This window comes from Pseudomonas sp. BIGb0558 (assembly GCF_024807515.1).
Taxonomy (GTDB): domain Bacteria; phylum Pseudomonadota; class Gammaproteobacteria; order Pseudomonadales; family Pseudomonadaceae; genus Aquipseudomonas; species Aquipseudomonas yamanorum_A.
In genome coordinates this window covers 546,164-571,655 of sequence record NZ_JANUEW010000002.1, presented here as the reverse complement: position 1 = coordinate 571,655, position 25,492 = coordinate 546,164, and the positions used below count along the sequence as shown (strand labels likewise).

Sequence of the window (25,492 nt, the reverse complement as noted above, 5' to 3'; positions counted from 1 at the left end):
ATGGCTAACTAGTGGCAACTCTAAGTGCCCCGTTAAAGTTGTATTAAAACTGTTACCGCTTGTCGGAATAAAAATTCCAATTGCAAGCGATTAAACGTTGCATGATTTATTTATTGTTAATAATCAGCAACTTATAGGCCTGTTAATCATGGCTTCCAACTAAGCCAGAATCTTGGCCCACCGGAAGTTCGATGTTAGTTTGCCGGCCCCCGCTTTTTCGACGGATCGAACATGTCTTTATTACTGCCACGGACTCGGCTGCTGCTGGGCGTTTGCCTGCTGACTTGTTTCGCACTCAATAGTGCGGTGGCGGCGCCTACGCCTGGGGATCAGGACCTGATCCGCGACCGGCAAAACCGTCTGCTGGAAGAACAGCGCCGGCGCCTTGAAGAACTCAAGGATCTGCCCGGTAAAGAAGCCAAACCCCAGGCGCCTGCCACCCCGGTCGACACCCGTTGCTTCCCGATCAAAGACATTGAGCTCAAGGGCGCCGACAGCCTGCCCGCCAAGGATCGCGAGCGCCTGCTCAAGCCTTACATCGGCCAGTGCCTGGGCGTCTCCCAGCTCAATCAGGTGCTCAAGGCGATCACCGACTACTACATCGACAAAGGCATGGTCACCAGCCGGGCTTACTTGCCGCAGCAGGACCTTTCTACCGGCCACCTCCAGGTGTTGGTGGTGGAAGGCAAACTTGAAGGCCTGAAGGGCGCCGATGGCAGCAACCTGTCCCAACGCGAGCTGGCCATGGCCTTTCCCGGCAAGGTCGGCGAGCAATTGAACCTGCGGGAAATCGAGCAGTTGGTGGACCAGTTGAATCGCTTGCCGTCCAAGCAGGCACAAATGGAACTGACCCCCGGCAGCCAGGTGGGCGGCAGTGAAGTACAGGTCAAGAACGTCCCGCAAAAGCCCTGGCGCGCGAGTCTGTCGCGTAACAACGACGGGCAGAAAAGCACCGGCGAACAGCAATGGGGCGCGGGCCTTGAGTGGGACAGCCCGCTCGGCCTGGCCGACCAACTGGTGCTGCGCGGTGGCCACGACGCCGTCAGCGATCACCAGAAAACCTCGAAAAACACCATGCTTTACTACAACGTACCGTGGGGCTGGTGGAACTTCAGCTACACCTACAGCGAGAGTGATTACCGCACCTTTGGCGTGACCAACGACTTTAAATTCAAGCAGAACGGCGACAACGAAAACCACCAGTTGCGCGCCGAGCGGGTGATCCATCGTGACGACGTGAGCAAGACCTCGGTGAACGTCGGCCTGTCGCACCTGCGCACCAACAACTACATCCTCGACGTGCGCACCGAGCCCAGCAGTAACCGCCTCAGCGAACTGCAACTGGGCATCAACCACGGCCGGCGCATCGGCAATGCCTTCGTCAACCTCGACCTGGGCATGCAGAACGGTATCGGCGCCTTCGATGCCCAAGCCGAAAACGAGCGCGATCAGTACGGCAATCGCCTGGCCAACGCGCGCTATCGCAAATACACCGCCACCGTCAGCTACCTGCAGCCCTTCACGCTGTGGGGCGAGTCGTTCAGTTTCTCCAGCCTGGCCACCGGCCAACGCAGTGAAGACATCCTGTTCAGCCCCCAGCGCATGAGCCTGGGTGGCTCGGCCTCGGTGCGTGGTTTCAAAGACCAGCAGCTCACCGGCGACAGCGGCGGCTACTGGCGCAACGACGTGCGCTGGGCGCGCCCGGTGACCTGGGACTGGATGCGCCCGGCCTTCGCTGAATACGGCGCCAGCGTCGGCTACGACCAGGGCGTGATCCGCAACGACCGCTACAACGACAACGTGCACGGCCGGGTCTCGAGCAACTCCCTGGAGCTGTTTGCCCGCGGCAAATACGTCAGCACCAGCGTGACCTTTGCCCATTCCCTGGAACGCCCGGCAGTGATGAGCGAGCGCGAAGCGCCGATCTACTTCCGCATGGATTTCTTCCTGTAATTCAACGCCCCGTTACATCGAGAATATGACAATGGATGTTCGCCACTTTGCCTTCCTGGCCCGCCAACCTTCTGCTGCGCTGAAACCGCGAGACTCGTTCTTCGGCCTGCCCAAGCGCGGCCTGGTGCTGATCCTGGCCAACGCGCTGTTCTGGCAGCCGCTGCTGGCCCAGGCCGAAGGCATTGTGGTCAGTGCGCCGGGCACCACCGTCGGCCAGGCCGGCAATGGCGTGCCGGTGGTGAACATCGCCACCCCCAATGGCAGTGGCTTGTCCCACAACCAATTCAAGGACTACAACGTCGGCCCCAACGGCGTGATCCTCAACAACGCCAGCGGCCCCATGACGAATACCCAGTTGGGTGGCTACATCGTCGGCAACCCCAACCTCAAGGGCGGCGCGGCCAGCGTTATCCTCAACGAAGTCAACGGCGGCCGCCCCAGCCAGTTACGCGGCTACACCGAAGTGGCGGGCCAGTCGGCCAAGGTCATCGTTGCCAACCCGTACGGCGTCACGTGCAGCGGCTGCGGCTTCATCAACACCCCCAACGTGACCCTCACCACCGGCAAACCGGTGCTCGACGCGAACGGCCAGTTGCAGCGCTATCAGGTTGACGGCGGCGCCGTGACCATCGACGGCCAGGGCCTGAACGCCAGCAACGTCGACCGCTTCGAAATCATCACCCGCTCGGCCAAGATCAACGCGCAGATCAACGCACGGGAATTGACCGTGATCGCCGGGCGTAACGACGTCGATGCCAAAAGTCTGAAAGCCACCGCACGCGCCGATGACGGGAGCGCCAAGCCTGAGTTGGCCATCGACTCCTCGGCGCTGGGCGGCATGTACGCAGGCGCCATCAAACTGGTGGGCACCGAGGCCGGCGTGGGCGTGAAGCTCGACGGCACACTGGCTGCCAGTGGCGGCGATATCCAGCTCGATGCCAATGGGCACCTGAGCATGGCGCAGACGGCAGCCACCGGTAACCTCAAGGTCACCGCGCAAAGCGTCAACCTGACGGACAAGGTCTACGCCACCGGCAATGTGCAGGTGAGCAGCGCCGAAGAACTGGTCAACCAGAAGAGCCTGGCCGCCGGCCAACGTATCGAACTCAACGCGATCAAGGTTACCAACCCGGGCATCATCGAAGCCGGCGTACAGGCGGACAACAGCCGCAATGCCACGGGCGATGTGGTGGTGAACGCGCAAACCGTGAACACCAGCGGCGATCTGCTGGCCAGTCGCGCGTTGGCCATCACCGCCGCGCAGGCGCTGACCAACCAGGGCAGTATCATCCAGGCCAAGACCGTCAGCATCAGCACCGCCAAGCTGACCAACCAGGGCGCCACCGCCCGTGTGTACGGCGAGCAGAGCCTGGCGATCAGCGCACCGGCCATCGTCAACCTGGGCGGGTTGATTCGCTTCGGCGAAGGCCAGGCCGCGACCCTCGACAGCGCCTCTTTGGACAACCGCCAAGGCCGCATCGAAATGTCCGGCGGCAGCCTGGTGCTGACCAGCGCCGCACTCAACAACAGCGGCGGGCAAGTTATCGCCAACGCCCTTACCGTCAACGCCGGCAGCCTGAATAACCAGAACGGCAAGCTGATCGCCGGTGCCCTTACGGTGAACGCCAGCGACCTCGACAACAGTCTCAAGGGCCTGATCCAGGCCGACAACGGCGCACTGAACCTCACCGTCGCCAATGGGTTCAACAACAGCCAGGGTTTTGCCCAGGCCAGCACCGACCTGAACCTCAGCGCCGGCAACCTCAGCAGCAACGCCAACGGCGTACTGAGCGCCAACACCGGTAAGTTGACCCTCGTCACGGCGCAACAGCTCAATAACGCCCAAGGACGCTTGCAGGCCGGGCAGGGCGATATCGAGCTGCACGCGGCGAACCTGGATAACCAGAGCGGCGTAATCGTCGGCAAACAACTGCTGCTCGACGTGACCGGCGGTGACATCGACAACCGCGCCGGTCGCGTGGTGGGCGACCAGCTCGACGTGCGCGCCTCTGGCCTCGACAACCGCAACGCGGGCCTGCTGGCCGGTGGCGCGCCGGGCGTGAGCCTGCTGCTCAAGGGCCCGGGCCAGTTGCTCAATGCCCAGGGCCGTATTCAAAGTGAAGGCCTGTTGCAGGTACAAGGCGAGCGGCTGGACAACAGCGCCGGTATCCTGATCGGCACCTCGGTTGACGTCACCGCGCAAACCCTCAACAACGGCAACAAAGGCTCGCTAGTCAGTAATGGCAGCGACGTGACCCTCAACGTCAGCGACCTGCTGACCAACGCTGGCGGGGTCATCGACGCTGGTGAGCGCAGCGTGCTGGTCAAGGCGCTCACCACCCTCGACAACAGCGGCGGCACCCTGCGCGGCAAGCGCCTGGACATCGCTGCACAGCACCTGAACAACGATGGCGGCCAACTGCTGGCCGGTAACCAGGGCCTGAGCTACAGCGGCCAGGACGCGACCAACCGCAAAGGCCTGATGCTCAGCGGCGGCGCACATACCCAACTGGATACCGGCAGCCTGGATAACACGGGCGGCACCGTGCAAGGCGACACCCTGACCGTCACCGCCGACAGCGTGAACAACGCCAGCAACGGCACATTGGCCAGCCTGGTCGGCAACCTGCAACTGACCGTCGAAGCCCTGGCCAACCAAGGTGGCAAGCTGTTCGGTAAAGAACAGGTGACGATCACAGGCAACACCCTCAACAACAGCGCGGGCGGCCAGATCAGCGGCAACCAACTCAACCTGACTTCACGCGACACGCTCACCAACCAAGGCGGCCTGATTGAAGCCAACCAGGGCCTGACCCTCAACGGTGGCAACCTCGACAACAGCGCACGCGGGCAACTGCGTGCGCTGGCCGGTTCCAGCAGCAGCCTTGACCTCAGCGGCACGCTGAACAACCAGGACGGCACCCTCGAGTTCGGCAGCACAGCTTTCAGCCTTGATGCTACGCACCTGAACAACCAGGGTGGCCAGTTGCAGCACGCGGGCAACGGCCTGTTCCGCATCAACACCGCCAGCCTCACCGGCAGCCAGGGCAGCATCAATGGCATGGGCACCGCTGACTGGGCATTCGGCAGCGTCGACGGCCTGGGCCGCTTGCAGCTCAACGAAGCCCTCACTTATCGAAGCGCCCAAGGCCTGACCCTCAAAGCCGGCGACCGCATGGCCAGCAGCAAGGGCTTGACCCTCGACGTGGCCAGCCTGAACAACGGCGGCGAACTGCTCAGCGACGGCAACGTGAGCATCACCCTGAGCGGCGACCTGAACAATAGCGGCCGCATTGCCACCCAGCAAAACCTCAGCGTGACGGCCAGCAACCTCAGCCAGAACGGCGGACGCCTGGCGGGCAACACCACCCAGCTCAAACTGAGCGGTACCCTCGACAACCTCGGCTTCCTCACCGCACGTCAGCAACTGGATATTGCAGCGGCACAAATCGGCAACCGTGGCACGATGGGTGCCCAGGGCGCGGTGAATCTTACCGCCGTCAACGGCATCACCAATGGCGCCGATTCGCTGCTGTTCAGCGGTGGCGACCTGAGCCTGCGTGCCAACGGTTTCGCCAACAGCTACGGCGACGTCTACAGCAAAGGCAACCTCACGTTTGCGGGCGTGGACGGCGGGCGTGCGGTGCTGTTCAGCAACCGCTCCGGCACCGTGGAAAGCGAAGGCTACATCGGCATCAGCGCAGGCTTTATCGAAAACGCCAAAGACAAGTTCGAGTTGGGTCAAACTCTCCAGACCGGCAGCTTGAGCTGGGTGTGCGGGCAGCACTGCGGCGAGAAGGACAGCTGGCGGCGCGGCACCATCACCATCAATGAGACCTACCTTGAAGCAGCGATCCAGGATTCGGCCTCGGCGCGGCTGGTGGCTGGCCAAGACATGCTGCTGCAAGGCGACACCGTGCAGAACCGCAACAGCCTGATGGCCGCTAACGGTAACTTGAGCATCACCGCACAGGATTTGCTAAACGAAGGCTCCAGCACGCGCACCGGGCAACGCAGAATCGTCATCGGCACGCCGGGGCATGTCGACAAGCACCTGTGGGAACGCATGGAATACGTCGATGTGCCTGCGTTCAACAACGCGACGGCGGCCGGGAATTTCAACAAGGCAACGTTTGAAGCGCTGAAAGCGCTGTCGCCCAATAGCGATCCGTTCCGGCAATCGAGTGACGTCACCACTTGGACCCCTAACGGCGGCCTCGCCTACGACGCCACCCTGCAAGCCGGCGGCACCGTCGACCTGTCCAAAGTCACCCACAAAGTACAAAACGGCACGCTGCACGAGAACACCCTGGCGCAGCTGACCGGCACCCTCGACAACGACCAGACCGGCATCCCCGTCGGCGGTATCAATATCAACCTCAGCAAGCACGTCAACGACGCCAGCGCCCAGGCGCCCGGCACCGTGCTGCCGGTGGTGACCCTCGCGCCGGGTGGCGGCTTCGTGCCCGTGGACTACACCGGCACGCCGTTCGCCCCGGTCGACCCCACCACCTCGCCGTACTTCCAGCTGCCCAAGGGTGAATACGGCCTGTTCGTCAAAAGCGCCGACCCCACCAGCCACTACCTGATCGAAACCAACCCCGAGTTCACCACTGCATCGGGCTTCTTCAGCTCCGACTACATGCTCGGCAAACTCGGCTTCAACAGCGACAACGCCTGGCGCCGCCTCGGCGATGGCCAATACGAGACGCGCCTGATTCGCGACGCGGTACTCGCACAAACCGGCCAACGCTTCCTGGCCGGCGGCCTGCTCAGCGACGCCGACCAGTTCCGCTACCTGATGGACAACGCCCTGGCCAGCAAAGACGCGCTGCGCCTGAGCGTCGGCGTGTCCCTCACCGGCCAGCAAGTCGGCGCCCTGACCCACGACATCGTGTGGATGGAAAACCGCGTGGTCGACGGCCAGACCGTCCTCGTGCCGGTGCTCTACCTGGCCCAGGCCGAATCGCGCAACGTACGCGGCAACAGCCTGATCCAGGGCCGTGACCTCAACCTCGTCACCGGCGGCGACCTGGTTAACGTCGGCACCCTGCGCGCCAGCAACAGCCTCAGCGCCGCGAGTGGTGGCAGCCTCTACAACGGCGGCCTGATCGAAGCCGGCAACAACCTGAGCCTGCTGGCCCAAGACAGCATCCGTAACGCCATGGGCGGCGAAATTCGCGGCAATCAAGTCAGCCTTACCACCCTCAAAGGCGACATCACCAACGACAACACCGCGATCCAAGTGCGTGAAGGCGTCGGCATGCGCACCCTCACCGATGCCAGCGCGAGCACCATCAGCGCGCGCGGCAACCTGGCCATTGAAGCCGGGCGCGACCTCAACAACCACGGCGCCCTGGTCGCCGGCAACGACGCCACCCTCACCGCCGGCCGCGACCTCAACCTCGTCGCCGTCAGCGACACCAGCGTGATCCACAACACCATTGATGGCGGCGAAAAATCCACCATCACCACCGACGTCAAAAACCTTGCAGCCAGCGTCACGGCGGGCGGCAACGTCAACATGCAGGCCGGGCAAGACGTCAACATTATTGGCAGCACCGCCACTGCCGGTAAGGACCTGAATATTCAGGCTGGGCGCGATTTCAACGTTGCGTCTGTCAGCGATGTGCACAACGTCGAAGGCAAAGAGAAGGACGGCAAGAAACGTATCAAGACGGCGGATGAGCAGACCACGCAGTTAGCCAGTGTGTTGACGGCAGGCGGGGACTTTACGAGCCAGGCCGGGCGCGACACCACGTTGGTGGCGAGCAAGATCAGTGCGGGGAATGAGGCGTATCTGTACAGCGGGGATAGGTTGAACCTGCTGGCGGCGCAGAACAGTACGCATACGTTGTATGACATGAAGGAGAACGCTGGCTGGGGCGCGAAGAAAGCCAAGCGCGACGAAGTCACCCAAACCACCAACGTCGGCACTGAAATCAAGACCGCAGGCAACCTGACACTGGTTAGCAACGGCGACCAGCTTTACCAGGTCGCCAAGCTCAACAGCGGCAACGACCTGACCCTGAAAAGCGGCGGCGCCGTGACGTTTGAAGGCGTGAAGGACTATCACGACGAGAGCCATACCAAGAGCAAGAGCGACATGGCTTGGTTCTCGATGAAGGGCAAAGGCAAAACCGATGAAACCCTGCGCCAGAGCGAACTGGTTGCCAAAGGGCAGACCGTCATCGAGGCCGTCAATGGCCTGAAAATCGACGTCAAGCAAGTCGACCAGCAAACCGTCAGCCAGACCATCGACACCATGGTCAAGGCCGACCCGCAGTTGGCCTGGCTAAAGGATGCCGAGAAACGCGGCGACGTGGATTGGCGCCAGGTAAAAGAGCTGCATGACTCCTTCAAGTACAGCAACTCGGGCATGGGCCAGGGTGCCATGTTGGCGGTCATCATCATTGTCACCATTGTGACGGCTGGGGGTGCAAGCGCATTGGCAGCGTCAGCGGGCAGTGCTGTAGGCGCCGGTTCTACCATGGCCGCCGGCACAGCTGCGGTTGCGGCGACCAGTACGTCGGCTGCGGTTGCAGCCACCAGTGCCGGGCTTGGCAACATGATGGCCACCGCCGCACTGACCTCGCTGGCCAGTACCGGTGCTGTGAGCACGATCAATAACAAAGGCAACCTCGGCCTTGCGCTAAAGGACACCTTCAGCAGCAGCAGCCTGAAAAACGCCGCCATCGCCGGCCTTGCAACCGGCGCGTTGAACTACGCAGACAGTAATTGGTTCAAGGGCGCAAGCCCGGCCGACGGTGCGGGCGCGAAAGTCACCACGGCGGGGCCGGTGCAAAACCCAGGCTATTCCAGTGACTGGCTCAGTTGGCAGAAAGCGCAGGATGCGGTGCTGCGCGGTGGCACCCATGCCGTCATCGAAAGTGGCATCTCTACCGCCATCAACGGCGGTAGCTTGAAAGACAACCTCGGCTCGGCCTTGGTGTCGCAAGGTTTCGACCTTGCCGCAGCAGCGGGTAACAAAGGCCTTGGCAACCTCGCGAACGAGCTGGACCTGAGCCCCGGCTCGACGCAGAAGGTCTTGATGCATGCTCTTCTCGGTGGCGCGCTCTCAGCGGCCCGAGGCGGCGACTTCAAAACCGGCGCCATTGCCGCCGGTGCGGCGGAGGGCTTGACGGCGATTGCGAACGAGAACCTCGGTAAGTACCTGGATGAGCGTTTCGCTACCGATGATCAATTCAAAGTCGCCACCGCGCAGCTCATCGGTATCGCCGCCGGCTCGCTGGTTAACGGCAACCCGAATGACGCCGCCTGGGTGGCGGGCAATGTTGAGCGGTACAACGAGCAGTTGCACCCAAGCGCGCCTGAGTTGATTGAAAAGCAAGCGCCGGCGCTGGCAGCGGAAAAAGGCATCAGTGTCGAAGAAGCCACGCGACTGATGGGCGTTGCCCTGGCGTACAACACCGATGAAGGTTGGAACAAGTCGATCTCGCAAAAAGACGTAGACGCTATCGACACGGCTACTTTGCAGCATCTGGGTGTTGCGCTTGCATCTATTGCAGATCAATACGCCCGAACCGACGCTTCCGCAGACGGCAGTAAGCGGGGGTACTCAGGTAATGAAACAGCGGCCTTGATTCTTGATTTCCACGCGACTCGGCCGACTGCTTACAAAGACAGCACTATAAACATCGACTATCTGGGTGATCCGAAAGGGCGCAACACCCAAGGGTTGGTGGATTTTTACGAGACTAACCTGGATTACAGCGGCAAACCGACTGACTACAGCGACGTTGCCAAAGGCCTGGCAGTAGGGGCTGGCCGCAGTCTATGGGGGTCAGTGCAAGGCTTTGCCAAGACTGTCGGTGGGCTTTTAGGTAATAGCAGCCCACTGGAAATGACCAACGGCCTGCTGGGGCCGATTGCCGACCCGACGGTGGACCGTGGCGGCCAAATGATCACCAGGCAGACGGGCAGAGAATTTGTCTCGCGCTTGCAAGGCAACAGCTATGAGTCAGCGGCGCAAGTCACTGAGTTAATGACTGATGGTTTAACCATGATCGCGCCTTCCGGCCGATTTGGGCAGGTTTCCAAGGTTGGCGAGGCTTCAAGCGTCGTCAGGGCCGACGGCGCACTTGTGGCCCGTAGCGACGTCGGTTTGACCAACGTGGGGCGCCAGGAAACGCTTGGCAGCAACGGAATCGTACGCGTTGCGGATGACATCCCCAACTATGGCCTGAGCCCCAACAGCCTTGACTCGGCCGTGCGCTTCGAGCGCACCGGCGCCAATGCGACAGCCCCGACAACTTCGATTGGGAAATACGAGCAAACCGCCTACACCGGTGATGTGGGCAGCTTCGCCAGGGCCGATGACCTGTTCGCGACTCGACGCGATGACGTCGTTCTCTCGAATTACAAAGAGCCTTGCTGCTTCGCGGCCGGCACTAAAGTCTCGACCCCCAACGGCGACCGTACCATCGAGTCGCTCAAAGTCGGCGACGTGGTCTGGAGCAAACCCGAAAAAGGCGGCAAACCCTTCGCCGCAAAAATTCTGGCCACCCATCAACGCACCGACCAACCGATTTACCGCCTCAAACTGAAAAGCGTTCGCGCAGACGGCAAAGCGGAAGGCGAAACCCTGCTGGTCACCCCCGGCCATCCGTTCTACGTACCGGCCAAGCGCGACTTTATCTCTGTAATCGATCTGAAGCCTGGGGACCTGCTGCAATCCTTGGCAGATGGCGACACGGACAACACGTCATCTGAGGTTGAGTCGCTGGAGCTCTATCTGCCAGTGGGCGAAACGTACAACCTGACGGTTGATGTGGGGCATACGTTCTACGTTGGGGATTTGAAGACGTGGGTGCACAATACGGGGCCGTGTGCGCTGCCGGAGGGGTATTTTGGGACAAAAGCAATTCCAGAAAGTAGCTACCCGTCGATTGCCAAGCCAAGTCCAAATGCCCCAAGCAGTGTAATTCTTGGCGAGCTTGACTCACTTGGTCGACCTACTGGGGTTACAGCAGTCCTTAGGGAGGATTCATTGGGCGGGGGGTCAAGCGCTAACCCAGCGATTCGACCTCCAGGTTTTGAGGGGCAGCCTGCTAACCATGCGCGAGGACATTTGCTTGCAAATTCACTAGGAGGGGCTGGTGATGATGCAAGAAATTTGGTAACACTTTTCCAGCGCAACGCAAATCATCCGAATATGAGTTCATTTGAGCGTCAAGTCAGGGGCGCAGTGCAGAGTGGTGAAACAGTAAGCTATAGGGCGGTGCCTGTTTATACAGGCACAAACCTAATGCCAACCGGTGTAACGTTGTCTGCTCGTGGGTCAAGCGGTTTTACCCTTGATGTATCAATTCCGAACGTGAGTGGAGTTAAGTAAGAATGATAGATAAACTGATTAGTCTTCTTTCGCCACCCTCTCAGCGAAACTTCGATAATGCGGCTTGGGCGACTTTTGAGTCTGAGGTAGGTCTGCGATTGCCAAATGATTTTAAACAGCTTATATCGATTTACGGATGTGGAGCAGTAGACGATTTCGTATGGGTGTTAGACCCATTTTCAAAAAACCCAAATTTGAACTTTGAAAAAAGTAAGTACTTTGTAGATGCATATGCTGTAATGAGGCAGGAGTTTTTATCGGACTATCCAAGACCAGATTACCCTGCGGAAGGTTCTTTTCTTCCTTGGGCGGTAACGGATAATGGAGAAACTCTTGTTTGGTTGGTTGAAGGAGAGCCAGACTCATGGAAAGTTGCTATTCATAGCTCGGATCAGGGGGAGGAAGAGGTCTACAACTTCGGTTGTGTTGAGTTTCTTTTAAAGCTGCTTAGCAGAGATATTTCGTCAAAAATTCTACCTAGTCAGTTTCCTCCTGTTGATCTGGATAAGCATTTTTTTACAGCTGCTGATTAGGTGCAAAAGGGCCAATTCCTGTTTCACCTCAGCCAGCGCCACTTACCACTGATCTCGGGTCAAGTTACAAAGTCATAACGCCCCGTGGTCCAGGTGCATCAGAAGGCCCTTTACCCCCTAGAAATAGAGCAGAAATAGGGGTCAGACCACGGTTTTCTAATTAAATCATTAATAGTGGTCTGACCCCTATTTCTGTTAAGTTCAAAAATTACCGTGGATGGCGTACCGGCAACGAAAATTTTGGACATCCGAGTTCAACCGGGCGGAATGGCTGACGCGAGCAAGCTTATAGAGTATGGAAAGCAACGTAATATTACTGTGATTATTAAAGAGTTCGGTGGCTAATCATATGGCTGAAATTGAAGTTGTTTTTAGCGAGAGGCTACATGATGGCGCTTCAGTTGTATGGGGGCGGCTGATACAACAGCTCAAAAGCTTTAATGAGTATGCCGTCATTGATGGCTTTACCGGCAAGAAAATGGGGTTGGCGGATGTTTCGAATTACTTGAAGAAAAACAAGTGCCAGAGTTTTTTTATTGAGCTGGCGAACGGTTCTGTCGAGTTTTCGTATGTGGCAGATAAAGCGTTTTATCGGCTTGATATAAAACGCTTGGCGAATTCGATTGAAGTTGCACAGCTCTTGATTGAAGCTTTAATTGATGAGCCCGGCTTTGTTCAGGCTCGAATTTACGACGCCGAGTATGATCGATGGCAAAATGCCGAGAGTCTTACGCTCTTTGAAGTTGAGCGCGTTGAACACGCTCATCTGCCCAAGAAAAATAATGGGCTGCCTTTTCCGCTAACTCAAGAGATCGTAGATACATCAAAAAAACCTGGGTGTTGGATTTTAAGAAACGGCTACATTGAGGCGGTTGGCGCTTTCATGTGGGTAAGCAAATCCTTGCTTCAGGTAGTGGGTGTCGACGAAAAAAAGTTAATGGATATCGACTGCTTTGCAGTAGAAGGTTTGGGCGGCGTTTTGAAAATTGCTGCCTATGACCAGTGCTTCACTACAGCGGTAGGGGCTCAGGCAGAGAGGCAGGCCTTGCTGAGAAAAATTTTGTTTAACGCGTGAATTAGAGCGAGACTCGGGCGCGGGAAATAGGGGTCAGGCCACGGTTTTCTAATTAAAGTATTAATGGTGGTCTGACCCCTATTTTTGAGTCAGCCTACTCAGCAAGTGGATCACGTTATTGTTAGATCTAATGGGCAGGTGATAGGTAGAGATGGGAAGCCTGTGATCGGCACAATTAAGGAAAATGCGGAACAAGTTCACATACCTTTGAGTGAGTATAAAAAATGGAAAACTTGGAACTCTCCGAATTAAAGTTTCCGAGTATGAGAGAGGAACTGGTTTCCTATCTGGCAGGCTTGTCGGACTCAGATTACCAGTACCGTGCCTGGGTAGAACGTTCATCGCCGGATTTGGTTTATGATGAACTTGATTACACAATACATTTTTTATATGACGATACAGGGCTCGCTGAAAATGCATACGCTTGGATAGGGCTAGTTTTAAAAAACGATCAGGAAGCTAGAGCCATCGAGGCCGTGGTTCAAGATATTGACGCACTTTTTGAAAAGTATGGTACTGATCTTTCTGATAAAGAGTATTTGGAAAAAGAAGAGTGGGCGCGCATAGTGTGCGTTTCTAAAGATGCTTTAAAAGTTTTGCTCCATGGTAAGTGAGGTTGTTTGGCCGAGTGTAAAAGGGGACGAGTTTATTTTAAATTTAAAAACTCCAGATGAGTCGATTAAATAAAATCATCCCCTTTGACCCTTTCTGCTAAGAGTTACCGCTAAGAAATAGGGGTCATAAGAAATAGGGGGCAGACCACGGGTTTCTAATTAAATCATTAATAGTATTAATAGTGGTCTGACCCCTATTTCCAAGTGCTCCCGAAATTAGAGAGCGGCTTTCATCGGCAATCGCGGATATCCGTCGCGATTTACCACGAGAAGGTAATGCCGCGTTTGCGGAAGTCAATATTGATGCTTTGTCCAAAGAAGTAATGGTAATGAAGTCTTTTAGTCAATATGACGCCCGCGTCGGTGAGTTTTTGCCAAAGCCCGCTGGCAATTTAGATTCTTGGCTGTTAAAGCCACAGCCGGCCACGTCGAGATATATTGGTACACCCGAAGCTTACTTGAGAGATATGGATACGGAGTTTAAAATCCTTGAAACAGTCGCACAGCGCTTGGGCGATAACACGGCGGCAGCGGGGCGCATTAACCTTGTGTCGGAGAAGATGGTGTGTCCTAGTTGTAGTGATGTGATTAAGCAGTTTCGTGACCGATATCCAAAAATTCAACTCAATATTTTTACGGTAGATAAATAATGCCCTACGAGAAAATCACGTACGACGAAATTCAGCAGGTAGTGCAGCGGCTTTACAATAAGGCGTTGGGAGAGCTAAATCTGAAGCCTGAGCAGGCATTTGCCTACGTACAAGATGAGTCGGAGCTTCTCCATAATGATGATCCACTCGCTAATATTATTTTGCAAACAGCAATATATAAGTGGGGTGCAGCTCATGGAGTTAAACTTTCGAAGGAAAGTGTATATGCTCAGGATATGTTGGAGATTCTATCTGATGCATTTAGAAAGTTTGATTTATTGAGTGAGGCCGAGAAGGGTGGGTTGGGTGTTAAATCTGAGCAGGTTGCTGCAGAAATTGCAGTTGTTAAAGAGCTTTATCTTTAAAGCTAGAGGGAAAAAATAGTGGTCTGACCCCTATTTCCCTGGCCGGCAGGTTAAAAGAACGGATTACACTAATCACGGATATGGAAACCAAGAAAAGCCTGCGGAATATCATTCCGACCCCCACACGCATACCTATGAATATGGTCCAGGCTATGGCTCCAATGGGAAAGAGACGAGGATTAATAATGATTAGTCTTCCAGAATTGAATGAATTGCTTGTTGCTCACAACTGCCTGCATGCAATTAGTATTCAGTTGAATGTTGACGGGATGGCTTATGATTTATCTTTATCGATTTCTGCCTCTGAAAAGGTAGGGGCTGATGTGGTGAGTATCAGGTTCATTGATATTAGCCAATTTACGTCCCGTGATTTTGGCGGCGGATTAACTCAGCTGATGCACATGAACGTTAGTAAGCTGGATTCTGGCTTCGATAGGATGCGTTATCAACTGAGTGATCTTGAGGATAAAAAGCTGTCGTTTTACTTCTCATCATTCTCGCTTGATTAGCTGGTGCAAAAGCGGCAGGTGAAGTCGTGCCTCCCGCGCCTGTGGTGAGAAATAGGGGTCAGACCACGTTTAAGGCTGGCAGAGTTGCTCTTTAAAAACTTGATTTATTTTTTAATTGTTCTGTTTTTGTCGCCTTCGTGATAAGCGGCTAAGCTCAAAACTCTTGTCCAGTTATGAGTTTTCTATGCCTCGACGTCCTAGGGTTTTATTGCCAGATATCCCATTGCACATTATTCAACGGGGAAATAACAGGTCTGCATGTTTTTATTCGGATGACGACTACATTTTTTACATTGATACCTTAACTGTGCTTGCTGAAATGCATGGCTGTAAAGTCCACGCATTGTGTTTGATGACAAATCACGTGCATTTATTATTGACTCCCGCCTGCTGTGCAGGAGCTGGTTTACTTATGAAAGGGCTGGGGCAGCGTTACGTCCAATATGTAAATCGAACATATCAACGGACGGGCACTCTTTGGGAAGGCCGCTTTCGCTCTTGCTTGGTTCAGCAAGATGACTATGTTTTGGCGTGCTATCGATATATAGAAATGAACCCAGTTAGAGCGGGTATGGTTGCTCATCCGGGGGAGTATCGATGGACCAGCTATAGAGTGAACGCACAGTGCGAGCCATCAGATTTTATCAACCCGCATGCGGTTTATAGAAACTTAGGCAGCAACATCTCGCAACGAGCAGAAGCTTACCGGTCTCTATTCAAAGACCGGCTTTCCCCTGAGCTAATAGAGCAAATTCGACTATCTACAAACGGCAATTACGTTTTGGGTGGTCAGAAGTTTGCTTCAGAGGTCGCACAGGCATTAGGTAAAAGAGTTTCTCGGGGTAGAGCAGGACGTCCAAAAATGTGAGTTAGAAGAATAGTGGTCTGACCCCTATTTTTCTTTGATGGGATGGGTATTAAGTATGAATCCAAATGACTATTTAGGCGAGCTACTGATTGAAACTTTAGTGAGCTTTAGGAAGTCCATATCGATGGTTGACTACGCCAAAGTTGAAGATGATGAGTTTTTAAAGTTGCCCGAATTCGGCGTATATTTTCAAGCCGGTAGCGACGGAGTTATTGCGGCTTACAGAGTTTATTATCAGGCCACGGATGAGTATTATCATGCTGGCTCCGAAACAAAAAAGGAGTGTCTTGATATTGCGACTGTCGACGATTCAATCGATCTTCTTGGACAACCTGCGCGGGATGTACCCTCCATACGTATTCCCGGAAGAGCACCTACAAGTCCTGGGTGTGATTTTCTATTAAAGCAGAAAGTGATAACGGTTCATTATGATGCCGAAAGTCGATTTGTTACTTATGTGCATGTCAGAAGTAAAGTTTGAAGTGTGTAGAAATAGGGTGCAGACCACGGTTTTCTAATTAAATCATTAATAGTATTAATAGTGGTCTGACCCCTATTTCTCTTGATACGGCGAATATTGGTAGTATGCCCCTATTCACCCCTCAATAAATTACCCATAACAGCTTGATATGTAAGCCTAGGAGTTATCTTGAAGACCCTTTCGCTAGCCCTCTTTTCTGCTCTGTTGCTGAGCGGCTGCGGCTCTACTAGTTATGAGAAGCCTATTCCCTATGATCAGGCAACCACCGCACGCATCCGTCTTTTTGGGAACAACGGTTTGCCGGTTGCCATCAATCCAGGGCAAGACTGCGCTTCGAGTAAAGAGCCTCTTTATGCCTACGGTTATACCCTTGCGGATAAGGTCAATTCCACCTTGGGGCAACACACCAAACGAAGTGTCGGAATGCCTGCTTCCTGGAGAAGTGATCACCTGAGCTACGGCGAGTCTTACGCAGAGTTTGTTATACCTGCGGGTTTACCGTCTGTAGTGGTGATGAAAATGCTTTCCGGCGAGGCGTTTTGTGTGCCAGATCCCCGCGTGTTTGTTCCTGAGGCGGGTAAAGACTATGAGGCATACCTTCAGAGGCAAGGCGGGCAATGCGGTGGGGTAATTCGGTTGCTCTCCGGCGTAGAGGCGCCTGGCGCTGTCGCAGAAGTCCCGTCGAGTAGATGCGCAAAAAAATAGGTGTTCTGATCGGTTTGGGTCGGCAGCCCCAGACGGCACACCCGCTTTATGGATTTTATCGAGCAGATAAGGAAATCTCAGGTGAGTGGCAATGAAAAATACACCTGAAATACGACAGCTGATCAGCGAAATAGCCACCGCGTTGAGCCTGCCCGAGACGTTGCTGGCCTGCGCGCAGGAAGCCATCAGCGTGCCTATCTGCACGCTGGAAGCCCCCGCAGCCTGGTATTGCTTTCCACCTGCGCTTACGCCTATCTGGAGTGACGGTTCCGGCCCCACTGCATGACCTATGAAATCGCCAGGACCTCCGCGCAGTTGTTTGCCGTGATCGCGATGATGTCGATGAGTGTGGACGACGGCATCACACCGGAGCTTGAGCAGTTCGCCGACGCGGTGGGGCTTGATTGCCGACGCAAGGCAAGCCCTTATAGCGTTGCAGGCTAAGGCAGATGATGAAGCGTTCGATAAGGTAGTGGCCTACTGGCTGTCCATTGCGGATGTGAGTGCAGGGGCTTATTGAGGGGGGAGGGGTGTCACCGTGAGCGATTGTGCTCTGAAGAAAATTGACGGTGCTCTGGTGTCCTGCCCCGATATCTGTGAGCGATATACGAGCATGGCTGACAAGGACGATCATGAAAAAATTAAACCGCATTCTTGAACAACACCGGCATTGGCTGTCCCGCTCGCCTGTCATGGTTGCTCAAGAGCTTGAGTTCCTGGACGAGGACCTGGCCAGTGACTCGTTGCTGGGGTTTGACAACGTCTCGGACTCGCTGGGGATGCTTGCGGTCCATTACGGCATTCAGGGCGAAGTGGCCATTTTCGACGGCGATGAAACCGGCTGGGAGAACGTCGCCCGTTCGATGATGTATCGCTACTGGGCACTGATGTTGAGAGCCAGGTCCTTCTCCAACACGCGTTTTCTCCAAGGCATCAAGACGGTGCCTGACCTGAGCAATCATCTGAGCCATGCGGCGTGTTTGCTCGCGGCCTTCATGGCGGCGAACCGGCGTGACCTGGCGTCATCGACGGCCGATGTGTTGGCCGGGATGCTGTCTGTGCCGGGCGCCGTTGATGCGCGCTTTTTGAAAGGACGCCACTTTGAGCCGTTCATGTTGTGGCTTTACTCCGTTTATTCGCAGGAGGAGGCCGCCGCGCAGATCGGGTCGATGAACCTGGGGATTTATCAGTCGGTGATCGACAACTGGGCTGAAGAGCAGCAGTTGGCAGTGGTGCTGGAGGAGCTTGGTCGATATCACTTGGCCAATGCCGAGGACAATGGCGGCGCCTGGAAACCCGAATTCAAAAGCCCGCCGTTTGATGTGTTGCTGGTGGAAGTCGGCGCGATTTACCGGGTGCGCCAACAGCTTGGCCTGCTATCACCTACCGTGACGAACCCGCTGCTTTGCGTGGGAGCGGCGGCATCGAGACACTTGGTTTTCTCACCTGACGAATTGGTCGTAAGGGTTGAATCCGCTTACAGGCGTTTTTTTGGTTGAACATGAAAGCGGTCAAAGCCCCGTTTTTATCTCCGCCCTGGCCATCAAGTGGGCGGCGCTACCGCCGCCCGGCTTTTACTCAGGATGGATCGGCATTGAGCCGGCGACTGATGACATCCAGCAAATCACACCCATCGCGCAACGGAATCGCCAGCAGTTGGGTGACGGCGCGAATACGGTACACGGCGGCGTCATGGAGGACATCGAGGGGCGCATGGGTGTCGATAAGCAGGGCGGGGACGGTGCAGTCGTGGCCCGTGAGGGGCATGTATCGATTCATTGTCAGTACTCTGTTGGTGGATTAAGCCACCACTCATTCGTCGCCAAACGAATGGGTGGCAGCTGTACGCAGGTTGGCGAACCGGCAACAGAGTAAACCGGCAGACCCGAAGGTCTCCCGCGCACAGCCGCCATATCATGCACAGCTCTGAATCGCCATGTGGGCGACGGCCCGGACTATAAGCCCCCACCCAAACCCACGCAAGGCAGCAAAGTACTGGCCCAATCCCAATGCCTCATGTCTTCACCCCCATTGCCGAAACCCTGGCGATGATTAAACGCATCCACCCACCACCAACATTAAAGGACTGATGTGAAAAACCTTCTCCTGGTTCTCCTCTCCACCCTCATCCTCGGCGGCTGTGTCAGCCAGCCCCTCACGCCCGAGCATCGTGCGCAGGTCAAGACAGTCAAAGTGCTGCCCGTGAAATGGGAAAAGAACATGGTCTACATGGGCCGTGAACAAGCCTGGGGTGCAGCCTTGGGAGCCGGGCTTGGCGCGGGCGTCGGTATGGCCAGCGGTGCCTCCAAGCTGGGCACGGCGGCCCTGAGCGGCGCGGGGTTTGCCGCCGGTATGAAGGCGGGGCAACTGGCCGAGATGTCGACGCCGGCGGCGATCCTCACGGTGATGGACGCCGAAAATATCGACTTGGGCGTGTTGCTCAAGCAGGCGTTTATCGAGGCCTTGGGTAAGGCGTCATCGCTGAAGGTGGTGGGCGACGATGAACCGGCCGATGCGCAGATTCAACTGACAGTGGGCGAGTGGGGCTTTCGCCTGACCCAGGGTTTCAGCAGCGTGGTCTACCCGACGCTTACCGTGGTGGCGCGCATGGACCGTGGCGACGAGATGCTCTGGCGCACGGTGGAGTCGGTCACGCCGTTCAATGGTCAGAATGTCTATGGCTACACACCGCTCACTTATCGCACGGATCCTGAGGCGTTGCGCCGCGCGTTGACGGGTATCACGCAGATCTCCGGGGGGTATCTGGTGAAAGAGCTCAAGTAGCTCCGCGAGCAGATCAGAAAATATCTTCGCGGGGGACTCCTGTGAGGTTTCATACGCTTTTGATACTCGGGGCAATTGGGCGATCGTTGAGCTGGACGCTGAAATCGATGAGGTTGAAGTCGTGTCTGAAGACTTTTCGAGCTTCATTTTTAATAAGCTGGCTTATGTAAAAGATTTGATCGAAAGGAGGCAGGCATGGAGCTCTACAACTTCACCGAAGGCCAACTGAACGGCCCCGCCGAGGCTGCATTTGTCGACGGTCTCAACGCAGCACTGGGCGTCGCGCTCCCGCCGAGCTACCTCGATTTTCTCAAAGCACACGATGGCGGTGATGGCTTTATCGGCGACCATTACATCGTCTTCTGGCAAGCGCAGGAACTGGCTGACTTCAATCGTGAGTACGAGGTTGGAACCTATGCCCCGGGCATCTTTCTATTTGCTTGCGATGGTGGTGGCGAAGGCTACGGTTTTGACACCGATGAGGCTTCGATGCCAATTGTGCGCATCCCCCTTATCGGTATGGAGCGCCAGTATGCCGAGCCGGTCGCGCAGAATGTGCCCGAGCTTTTTGTTCGGTTAGCGCTTGAGCCTGCGGGGTAGGCCCCGGTGCCATAACGCGCAGCATCTTGAACATTTTGTATATTCCAGTGTCTTTACCCCGCCCACCCGCAACCGGTCGGGCTGCATGGACTGCCGCGTTTCCAAATGACATTAAGGATTAATGTGAACCTCGCCCCCCCAACCTTTTCTCTGTCACCGCCGGCGTCGGCGCCCATGCGCGCGCCTGCGTTTCAGAAAGGTACCTTCGGGGGAGTGCATTGGGATCAATTGATCCCTCTTTTGGCAAAGCTACTGTGGCCGTCGTATTGGCGGCTTTGAATGTAGTTTCGGATTTTTAAATGCGTTTAGGGAAAAACCCAATGAAAAAGACCTCACTCCTGATCCTCGCCCTGGCTCTGGCCGGCTGCCACTCCACCGCCAGGAACTCCTCGCCAACCCTGCTCACGGACGGTGTGCAGTTGCAGCAAAAAAAGGTCGAGGCCGATAGCGAACACGCCAAGGTCATCATGCGGGCCACCGGTTTCACCTACCCGGTGCAGTTCTCCATACGTCGCAGCTCCGATGCCGACCAGCGTCCGGAAATCCTCGGGACAGTCGTGGATTCCGGTCGCGGCAAAGTGTTCGGCTGGATCGCCAAAATGAGCGAGGTCACCAACAGCGCTGTCGTCAAACGCTTCCCGCAGTTGGAAGCGCAGGCTGACCCGGGGCAGCCCTTTGAAGTGATCGGTGAGTCACGGGTCTACAACGCCAACTACGTCGGCCTCGTCAAAACCTATGTATATGAATGCGGCCCCATGAGTTCGACCTTCAAGCCTGAGAAGCAGAAGGTTTACCTGGTGGAGTTCGTGATTATCGGGAAGGGCTGTGAGCAGCATGTGTATGACGTGACTGCGCCCAATGAGCGTATCCCTGTGGCGACTGTGGCAGCGGCGACAGGAGCTGCAGGCTGACGCCGATGTAAAGGTGGCGATTAAGCCCGCGGCGGATACCGCGGCTGAAATGAAGGTCACGCGCTGGCGGCTGCCCGGCGCTCGGGGAATGTGCATGCACTGCTGTGCCTGTTTATCCCCTGCCATGTCTATGTTTATGTCAGAAAAGTTCGCCAGGCCTCGAATTGAGGTCGGGCTCGAAAAGGCGCGGACAATTCCGTAAAATGAAGTCAAATTGACATCACTCAGGGAAGAACTCAGACATGCGCGTTTTTGCTTTACTCCTGGCCTTCAGCTTTCTGGCGGGCTGCGCCTCCAAGCCGGCTTACTACATTTCCCCCGCACCGGTTCACATCCCCAAGACCGCCACCTATTGGCTCGACACCTTCGATGTTGAAGTGGTGGGCAAGAACACACGCTTCCTGCCTGATGAAAAAGTCCGCGAGCAACTGGGCGTCGACCTGGTCAACCGCCTGCTCAAGGCCAAGCGCTACGCCACCAGCAAAGAAACCGCCGATTACCTGCTGGACGTGAATCTGGTCTACACCCGCCATATCCAGGACTCCAAGGGCGGACTCGCCACGGTGCTTGTTGATGACAACACCATCTTGCTGAGTGTCGACTTCAGCTATCAGGTCAAGGTCAAGAAGGGCGGTGCCGAGGTGTTGCACTTTGCCAAGGACCGCAGTGGCCTGGTGCCCGGCGGTGTGCTGGGCCAGTGGCAGCAGTACAAGACCATGGGCGGGGTCATCAGCAACACCGGCAACACCAGCGTCGAGCCTTTTTACACGGGCGTGTTGAGCCGCTTTATCGTCGATGATTTGCGCGATATTCCGTCGCGCTAAGTTGCTTTAACCCGAATCACCAATCCCTTGCGTCTGACCTTGTGAACGGATCATTCACTCACGAGGTTCAGACCATGTCCCGTCCTGTTCTGCTGTTGCGTCCTGCCGCCCAAGGCTTTGCCGTGACCCTGCTGGTGGCGCTTGCCGGGTGTGGGCTTTCTTCATCCCGTGATGTGGCCAAGCCCGCTGACACTGCGCCTGTTGTGGAGCTGCAAAGCGAACCCGTCCGCGCCCAGGGCGCCATGGTCAAGCGCATGGTTGCGCCGGCACCGATGGCGTCGCAGTTGGTGATGCGTGACTCGGCTGCCATGGAGTACCGGGAGCAATATCAGAACCTCCCGGACAACCCGATCCGCAGCGTGGCCGAAACGCCGGTCTCCACCTTCAGCGTCGATGTTGATACCGGCAGCTATGCCAACGTACGACGTTTCCTCAACCAAGGCAGCCTGCCACCCGAGGGTGCTGTGCGACTTGAAGAAATGGTCAATTACTTCCCCTACGACTACGCATTGCCCACCGATGGCTCGCCCTTTGGCGTGACCACCGAAGTGGCACCGTCACCCTGGAACCCCCACACCCGATTGCTGCGCATCGGCATCAAGGCCTCGGACCGCGCCGTGGCCGACCTGGCACCGGCCAACCTGGTGTTCCTGGTGGACGTGTCCGGCTCGATGAACCGCCGCGAAGGCCTGCCACTGGTCAAGAGCACCCTGAAGCTGCTGGTGGATCAATTGCGCGACCAGGACCGCGTGTCGCTGGTGGTCTACGCCGGCGAATCGCGGGTGGTGCTCAAGCCCACTTCGGGTCGGGACAAAACCACGATCCGCAACGCCATCGACCAGTTGACCGCCGGCGGCTCCACCGCAGGCGCTTCGGGTATCGAGATGGCTTACCAAATGGCCCGCGAAGGGTTTATCGACAAAGGCATCAACCGCATCCTGCTGGCCACCGACGGCGACTTCAACGTGGGCGTGAGCGACTTCGACAGCCTCAAGCAAATGGCTGTGGACCAGCGCAAAAGCGGCGTGTCCCTGACCACCCTCGGCTTTGGTGTGGATAACTACAACGAACACCTGATGGAACAACTGGCCGATGCCGGAGACGGCAACTACGCCTACATCGATAACCTGCGCGAAGCCCGCAAGGTGCTGGTGGACCAACTCAGCTCGACCCTCGCGGTAGTGGCCCGGGATGTGAAACTGCAAGTGGAATTCAACCCGGCGCAGGTCAGTGAATACCGATTGCTGGGCTATGAAAACCGTGCCTTGAAACGAGAGGATTTCAACAACGACAAGGTCGACGCCGGAGAGATCGGTGCAGGCCACACGGTGACGGCTCTGTATGAAATTGTCCCGAAGGGCGAACAGGGCTGGCTGGAGCCACTGCGCTACGCATCGCCACCCAACGCTGACGGTAAAACCTCCGAATTCGCCATGCTGCGGGTACGTTACAAGCCGGCTGAAGGTGGCAATAGCCGACTGATCGAACGCCCGATCAGCAACGAGCAGAGCGCCAAACCCAGCGACGACCTGCGCTTCTCTGCCGCCGTGGCCGCTTTCGCCCAGCAACTCAAGGGTGATGGCCGCTACACTGGCAGCATGAGTTTCAAGGACACGGCCGCACTGGCCCGCTCCGCCCGGGGCGACGACCCCTTCGGCTTGCGCGGCGAGTTTGTGCAACTGGTCGAATTGGCCCAGAGCCTCCAGGCCCCGGCCAAACACTGATTCACCTCAAAGGAGTGTGCCACCTGATGGATTCACCCAGCGACGAAGCCCTGCTGTCCCGCTATCGCAGCGGCGACGGCGCAGCGTTCGAGGCCCTGTATGCGCGGCATCGACAGGGCCTGTACCGTTTCCTCGTGTCCTTGAGCAACAAGGCCGAACTGGCCGAGGAAGTGTTCCAGGACACCTGGCTCAGCCTGATCCGCAGCACCAGCGAGCCACAGGGGCGGGCGAGTTTTCGTACCTGGCTGTTCAAGATTGCCCGCAACCGCCTGATCGACCACTGGCGCAGGCACGGCATCCACAACCCGCTGCACGACAGCTACGATGAGCAGCTGCACGGCCAGCCCGACGACAGCGCCGGGCCTGAGCAACAGCTGAGCCTGAGCCGCGACCAGGCGCGCCTGGACACCGCACTTCAAAGCTTGCCCGAAGACCAGCGCGAAGTGTTCCTGCTGCGCCTGCACGGCGACCTGGAAGTGCCACAAATTGCCGCGCTCACCGGCGCCCCACTGGAAACGGTAAAAAGCCGCTTGCGTTACGCCCAGCAGAAACTGCGCCGACTGCTGGCCGAGGAGGTACCCGCATGACTGACTCCCGACATACCCAGGATTCAAACGACGACCTGCTGATCGAGCATTTCCGTCAACACGCCAGCGGTGAGCCGCCGGCTTCCCTGGACGCTTTCATCCTGGCCACCGCCCACCGTGAAGCCCCTGTGCGCCAGCCCAACCTTTGGCAACGCTGGTTGCAGGCCTGCCAACGGCCGCGCTGGCAGATGGCATTCGCCACCGTGGCCGGCGTGGCGCTGATGATTGGTTTGGTAACGCGCTCGCCGGTGCCGCAGCCGGAGTTATCCACAGGGACTTACGCGGCCGCCCCGCAAGAACTGGCCCGGCCAGCCCCGGCAGCCGCGCCGATGGCTCGATTCTCTGTGGCTCCGCAGGCCGATAGCGCGCCGCAGGTGCAGGCAGAAGTCGCGGGTTCGCTGGCGGATGAGCCAGTAGCGAAGATGAGCAAACGCGCGGCTGTTGTGCTGTCGCCGCTGGAGCAAGGCTTGCAGGAAATCCTGCGGTTGCGCCAGGCGGGAGAGGCCAAGGCGGCGGATGAGAAACTGCTGGAGTTGCATAAGCGCTTTCCCAAGGAGGATTTGCCGGCGCGGTTGGAGGCGTTGCAGAAGCCATAAGTCAGCGCCCACAAAAAAGCCCCAGGTCTTTCGACCTGGGGCTTTTTCATCTGTATCTGGTGCACCCGGCGGGATTCGAACCCACGACCCCTGCCTTCGGAGGGCAGTACTCTATCCAGCTGAGCTACGGATGCTTGTGCGGGCGACATCATACCCATGTCGACCTTGGGCGTCCATGCCGCTTTTCGCCCGCCCGCCCGTAGGATTACGCGCCGCTGAAGCCCTGTGCCGGGCGTCTTGGCCCATCGGGGTGGAACTCACCTGAAATACGCTGATCAGAAAAATGGAGCAAATGCGCCGTTTTCGTTCTTTTTTTCGAACAGACTATTGCCCTGCACCCCCATTGATCCTAGGATTC

General features: G+C 56.9%; 22 protein-coding genes and 1 tRNA gene. 21 read left to right on the top strand and 2 right to left on the bottom strand.

Going from position 1 to position 25,492, the window contains the following annotated elements:
• The first annotated feature begins 231 nt into the window (after positions 1 to 231).
• From M2400_RS05870 to M2400_RS05805, 14 genes are all read left to right on the top strand, one after another.
• Positions 232 to 1,953: a ShlB/FhaC/HecB family hemolysin secretion/activation protein gene (locus M2400_RS05870; RefSeq protein WP_177042371.1), complete on the top strand. Its 1,722-nt coding sequence runs from the start codon at positions 232 to 234 to the stop codon at positions 1,951 to 1,953.
• Between the two features lie 31 nt (positions 1,954 to 1,984).
• A complete protein-coding gene (locus tag M2400_RS05865) occupies positions 1,985 to 11,308 on the top strand; it encodes a DUF637 domain-containing protein (protein WP_259195144.1) in 9,324 nt (3,107 codons plus the stop codon).
• Between the two features lie 2 nt (positions 11,309 to 11,310).
• The gene (locus M2400_RS05860) at positions 11,311 to 11,841 is read left to right on the top strand and encodes an SMI1/KNR4 family protein (protein ID WP_259195145.1); all 531 of its coding nucleotides are present in this window, start codon (positions 11,311 to 11,313) and stop codon (positions 11,839 to 11,841) included.
• A gap of 349 nt (positions 11,842 to 12,190) precedes the next feature.
• The gene (locus M2400_RS05855; RefSeq protein ID WP_259195147.1) at positions 12,191 to 12,916 is read left to right on the top strand and encodes a hypothetical protein; all 726 of its coding nucleotides are present in this window, start codon (positions 12,191 to 12,193) and stop codon (positions 12,914 to 12,916) included.
• A gap of 224 nt (positions 12,917 to 13,140) precedes the next feature.
• Complete coding sequence (locus M2400_RS05850) at positions 13,141 to 13,530, top strand: SCO4402 family protein (RefSeq protein ID WP_259195148.1); 390 nt, start codon at positions 13,141 to 13,143, stop codon at positions 13,528 to 13,530.
• Between the two features lie 215 nt (positions 13,531 to 13,745).
• Positions 13,746 to 14,180: a deaminase domain-containing protein gene (locus M2400_RS05845; RefSeq protein WP_310503516.1), complete on the top strand. Its 435-nt coding sequence runs from the start codon at positions 13,746 to 13,748 to the stop codon at positions 14,178 to 14,180.
• Positions 14,180 to 14,545, top strand: a complete 366-nt coding sequence (locus M2400_RS05840; RefSeq protein WP_177042365.1) for a hypothetical protein — start codon at positions 14,180 to 14,182, stop codon at positions 14,543 to 14,545. The genes M2400_RS05845 and M2400_RS05840 overlap by 1 nt, the downstream gene beginning before the upstream one ends.
• 185 nt (positions 14,546 to 14,730) lie before the next feature.
• Complete coding sequence (locus tag M2400_RS05835) at positions 14,731 to 15,054, top strand: hypothetical protein (RefSeq protein WP_256348442.1); 324 nt, start codon at positions 14,731 to 14,733, stop codon at positions 15,052 to 15,054.
• Positions 15,055 to 15,238: 184 nt separating this feature from the next.
• The gene (locus M2400_RS05830) at positions 15,239 to 15,922 is read left to right on the top strand and encodes a transposase (RefSeq protein ID WP_259195150.1); all 684 of its coding nucleotides are present in this window, start codon (positions 15,239 to 15,241) and stop codon (positions 15,920 to 15,922) included.
• 124 nt (positions 15,923 to 16,046) lie between these two features.
• Positions 16,047 to 16,403 carry a hypothetical protein gene (locus M2400_RS05825; protein WP_259195151.1) on the top strand — a complete coding sequence of 119 codons (357 nt, stop codon included), beginning with the start codon at positions 16,047 to 16,049 and terminating at the stop codon, positions 16,401 to 16,403.
• Positions 16,404 to 16,571: 168 nt separating this feature from the next.
• On the top strand, positions 16,572 to 17,108 hold the full coding sequence (locus tag M2400_RS05820; protein ID WP_177042356.1) for a hypothetical protein: 537 nt from the start codon (positions 16,572 to 16,574) through the stop codon (positions 17,106 to 17,108).
• A 91-nt stretch (positions 17,109 to 17,199) separates the two neighbouring features.
• Complete coding sequence (locus M2400_RS05815; protein WP_177042354.1) at positions 17,200 to 17,394, top strand: hypothetical protein; 195 nt, start codon at positions 17,200 to 17,202, stop codon at positions 17,392 to 17,394.
• Entirely contained in the window at positions 17,391 to 17,552 is a 162-nt protein-coding gene (locus M2400_RS05810; RefSeq protein ID WP_177078933.1) for a hypothetical protein, read from the top strand. Before M2400_RS05815 ends, M2400_RS05810 begins: the two co-directional genes overlap by 4 nt.
• A gap of 188 nt (positions 17,553 to 17,740) precedes the next feature.
• Positions 17,741 to 18,607: a hypothetical protein gene (locus M2400_RS05805; RefSeq protein WP_259195152.1), complete on the top strand. Its 867-nt coding sequence runs from the start codon at positions 17,741 to 17,743 to the stop codon at positions 18,605 to 18,607.
• Positions 18,608 to 18,686: 79 nt separating this feature from the next.
• Here M2400_RS05805 and M2400_RS05800 read toward each other — a convergent pair whose 3' ends face one another.
• On the bottom strand, positions 18,687 to 18,875 hold the full coding sequence (locus M2400_RS05800; RefSeq protein WP_177116155.1) for a hypothetical protein: 189 nt from the start codon (positions 18,873 to 18,875) through the stop codon (positions 18,687 to 18,689).
• A 324-nt stretch (positions 18,876 to 19,199) separates the two neighbouring features.
• Between M2400_RS05800 and M2400_RS05795 the strand changes: the two genes are divergently transcribed.
• From M2400_RS05795 to M2400_RS05765, 7 genes are all read left to right on the top strand, one after another.
• Positions 19,200 to 19,892, top strand: a complete 693-nt coding sequence (locus tag M2400_RS05795; RefSeq protein WP_259195153.1) for a hypothetical protein — start codon at positions 19,200 to 19,202, stop codon at positions 19,890 to 19,892.
• 195 nt (positions 19,893 to 20,087) lie between these two features.
• A complete protein-coding gene (locus M2400_RS05790) occupies positions 20,088 to 20,492 on the top strand; it encodes an SMI1/KNR4 family protein (protein WP_177042343.1) in 405 nt (134 codons plus the stop codon).
• Between the two features lie 320 nt (positions 20,493 to 20,812).
• Positions 20,813 to 21,403 (top strand): hypothetical protein, encoded by a 591-nt coding sequence (locus M2400_RS05785; protein WP_177042342.1) that lies wholly within the window; start codon positions 20,813 to 20,815, stop codon positions 21,401 to 21,403.
• 242 nt (positions 21,404 to 21,645) lie between these two features.
• A complete protein-coding gene (locus M2400_RS05780) occupies positions 21,646 to 22,227 on the top strand; it encodes a hypothetical protein (protein WP_177042341.1) in 582 nt (193 codons plus the stop codon).
• Between the two features lie 74 nt (positions 22,228 to 22,301).
• Entirely contained in the window at positions 22,302 to 23,951 is a 1,650-nt protein-coding gene (locus M2400_RS05775) for a VWA domain-containing protein (RefSeq protein WP_259195154.1), read from the top strand.
• Between the two features lie 26 nt (positions 23,952 to 23,977).
• Complete coding sequence (locus M2400_RS05770; protein ID WP_177078941.1) at positions 23,978 to 24,538, top strand: RNA polymerase sigma factor; 561 nt, start codon at positions 23,978 to 23,980, stop codon at positions 24,536 to 24,538.
• Complete coding sequence (locus M2400_RS05765) at positions 24,535 to 25,134, top strand: hypothetical protein (RefSeq protein ID WP_177128562.1); 600 nt, start codon at positions 24,535 to 24,537, stop codon at positions 25,132 to 25,134. Before M2400_RS05770 ends, M2400_RS05765 begins: the two co-directional genes overlap by 4 nt.
• Before the next feature lie 57 nt (positions 25,135 to 25,191).
• Here M2400_RS05765 and M2400_RS05760 read toward each other — a convergent pair.
• Positions 25,192 to 25,268: transfer RNA gene (locus M2400_RS05760), tRNA-Arg, on the bottom strand.
• Between the last annotated feature and the right edge of the window lie 224 nt (positions 25,269 to 25,492).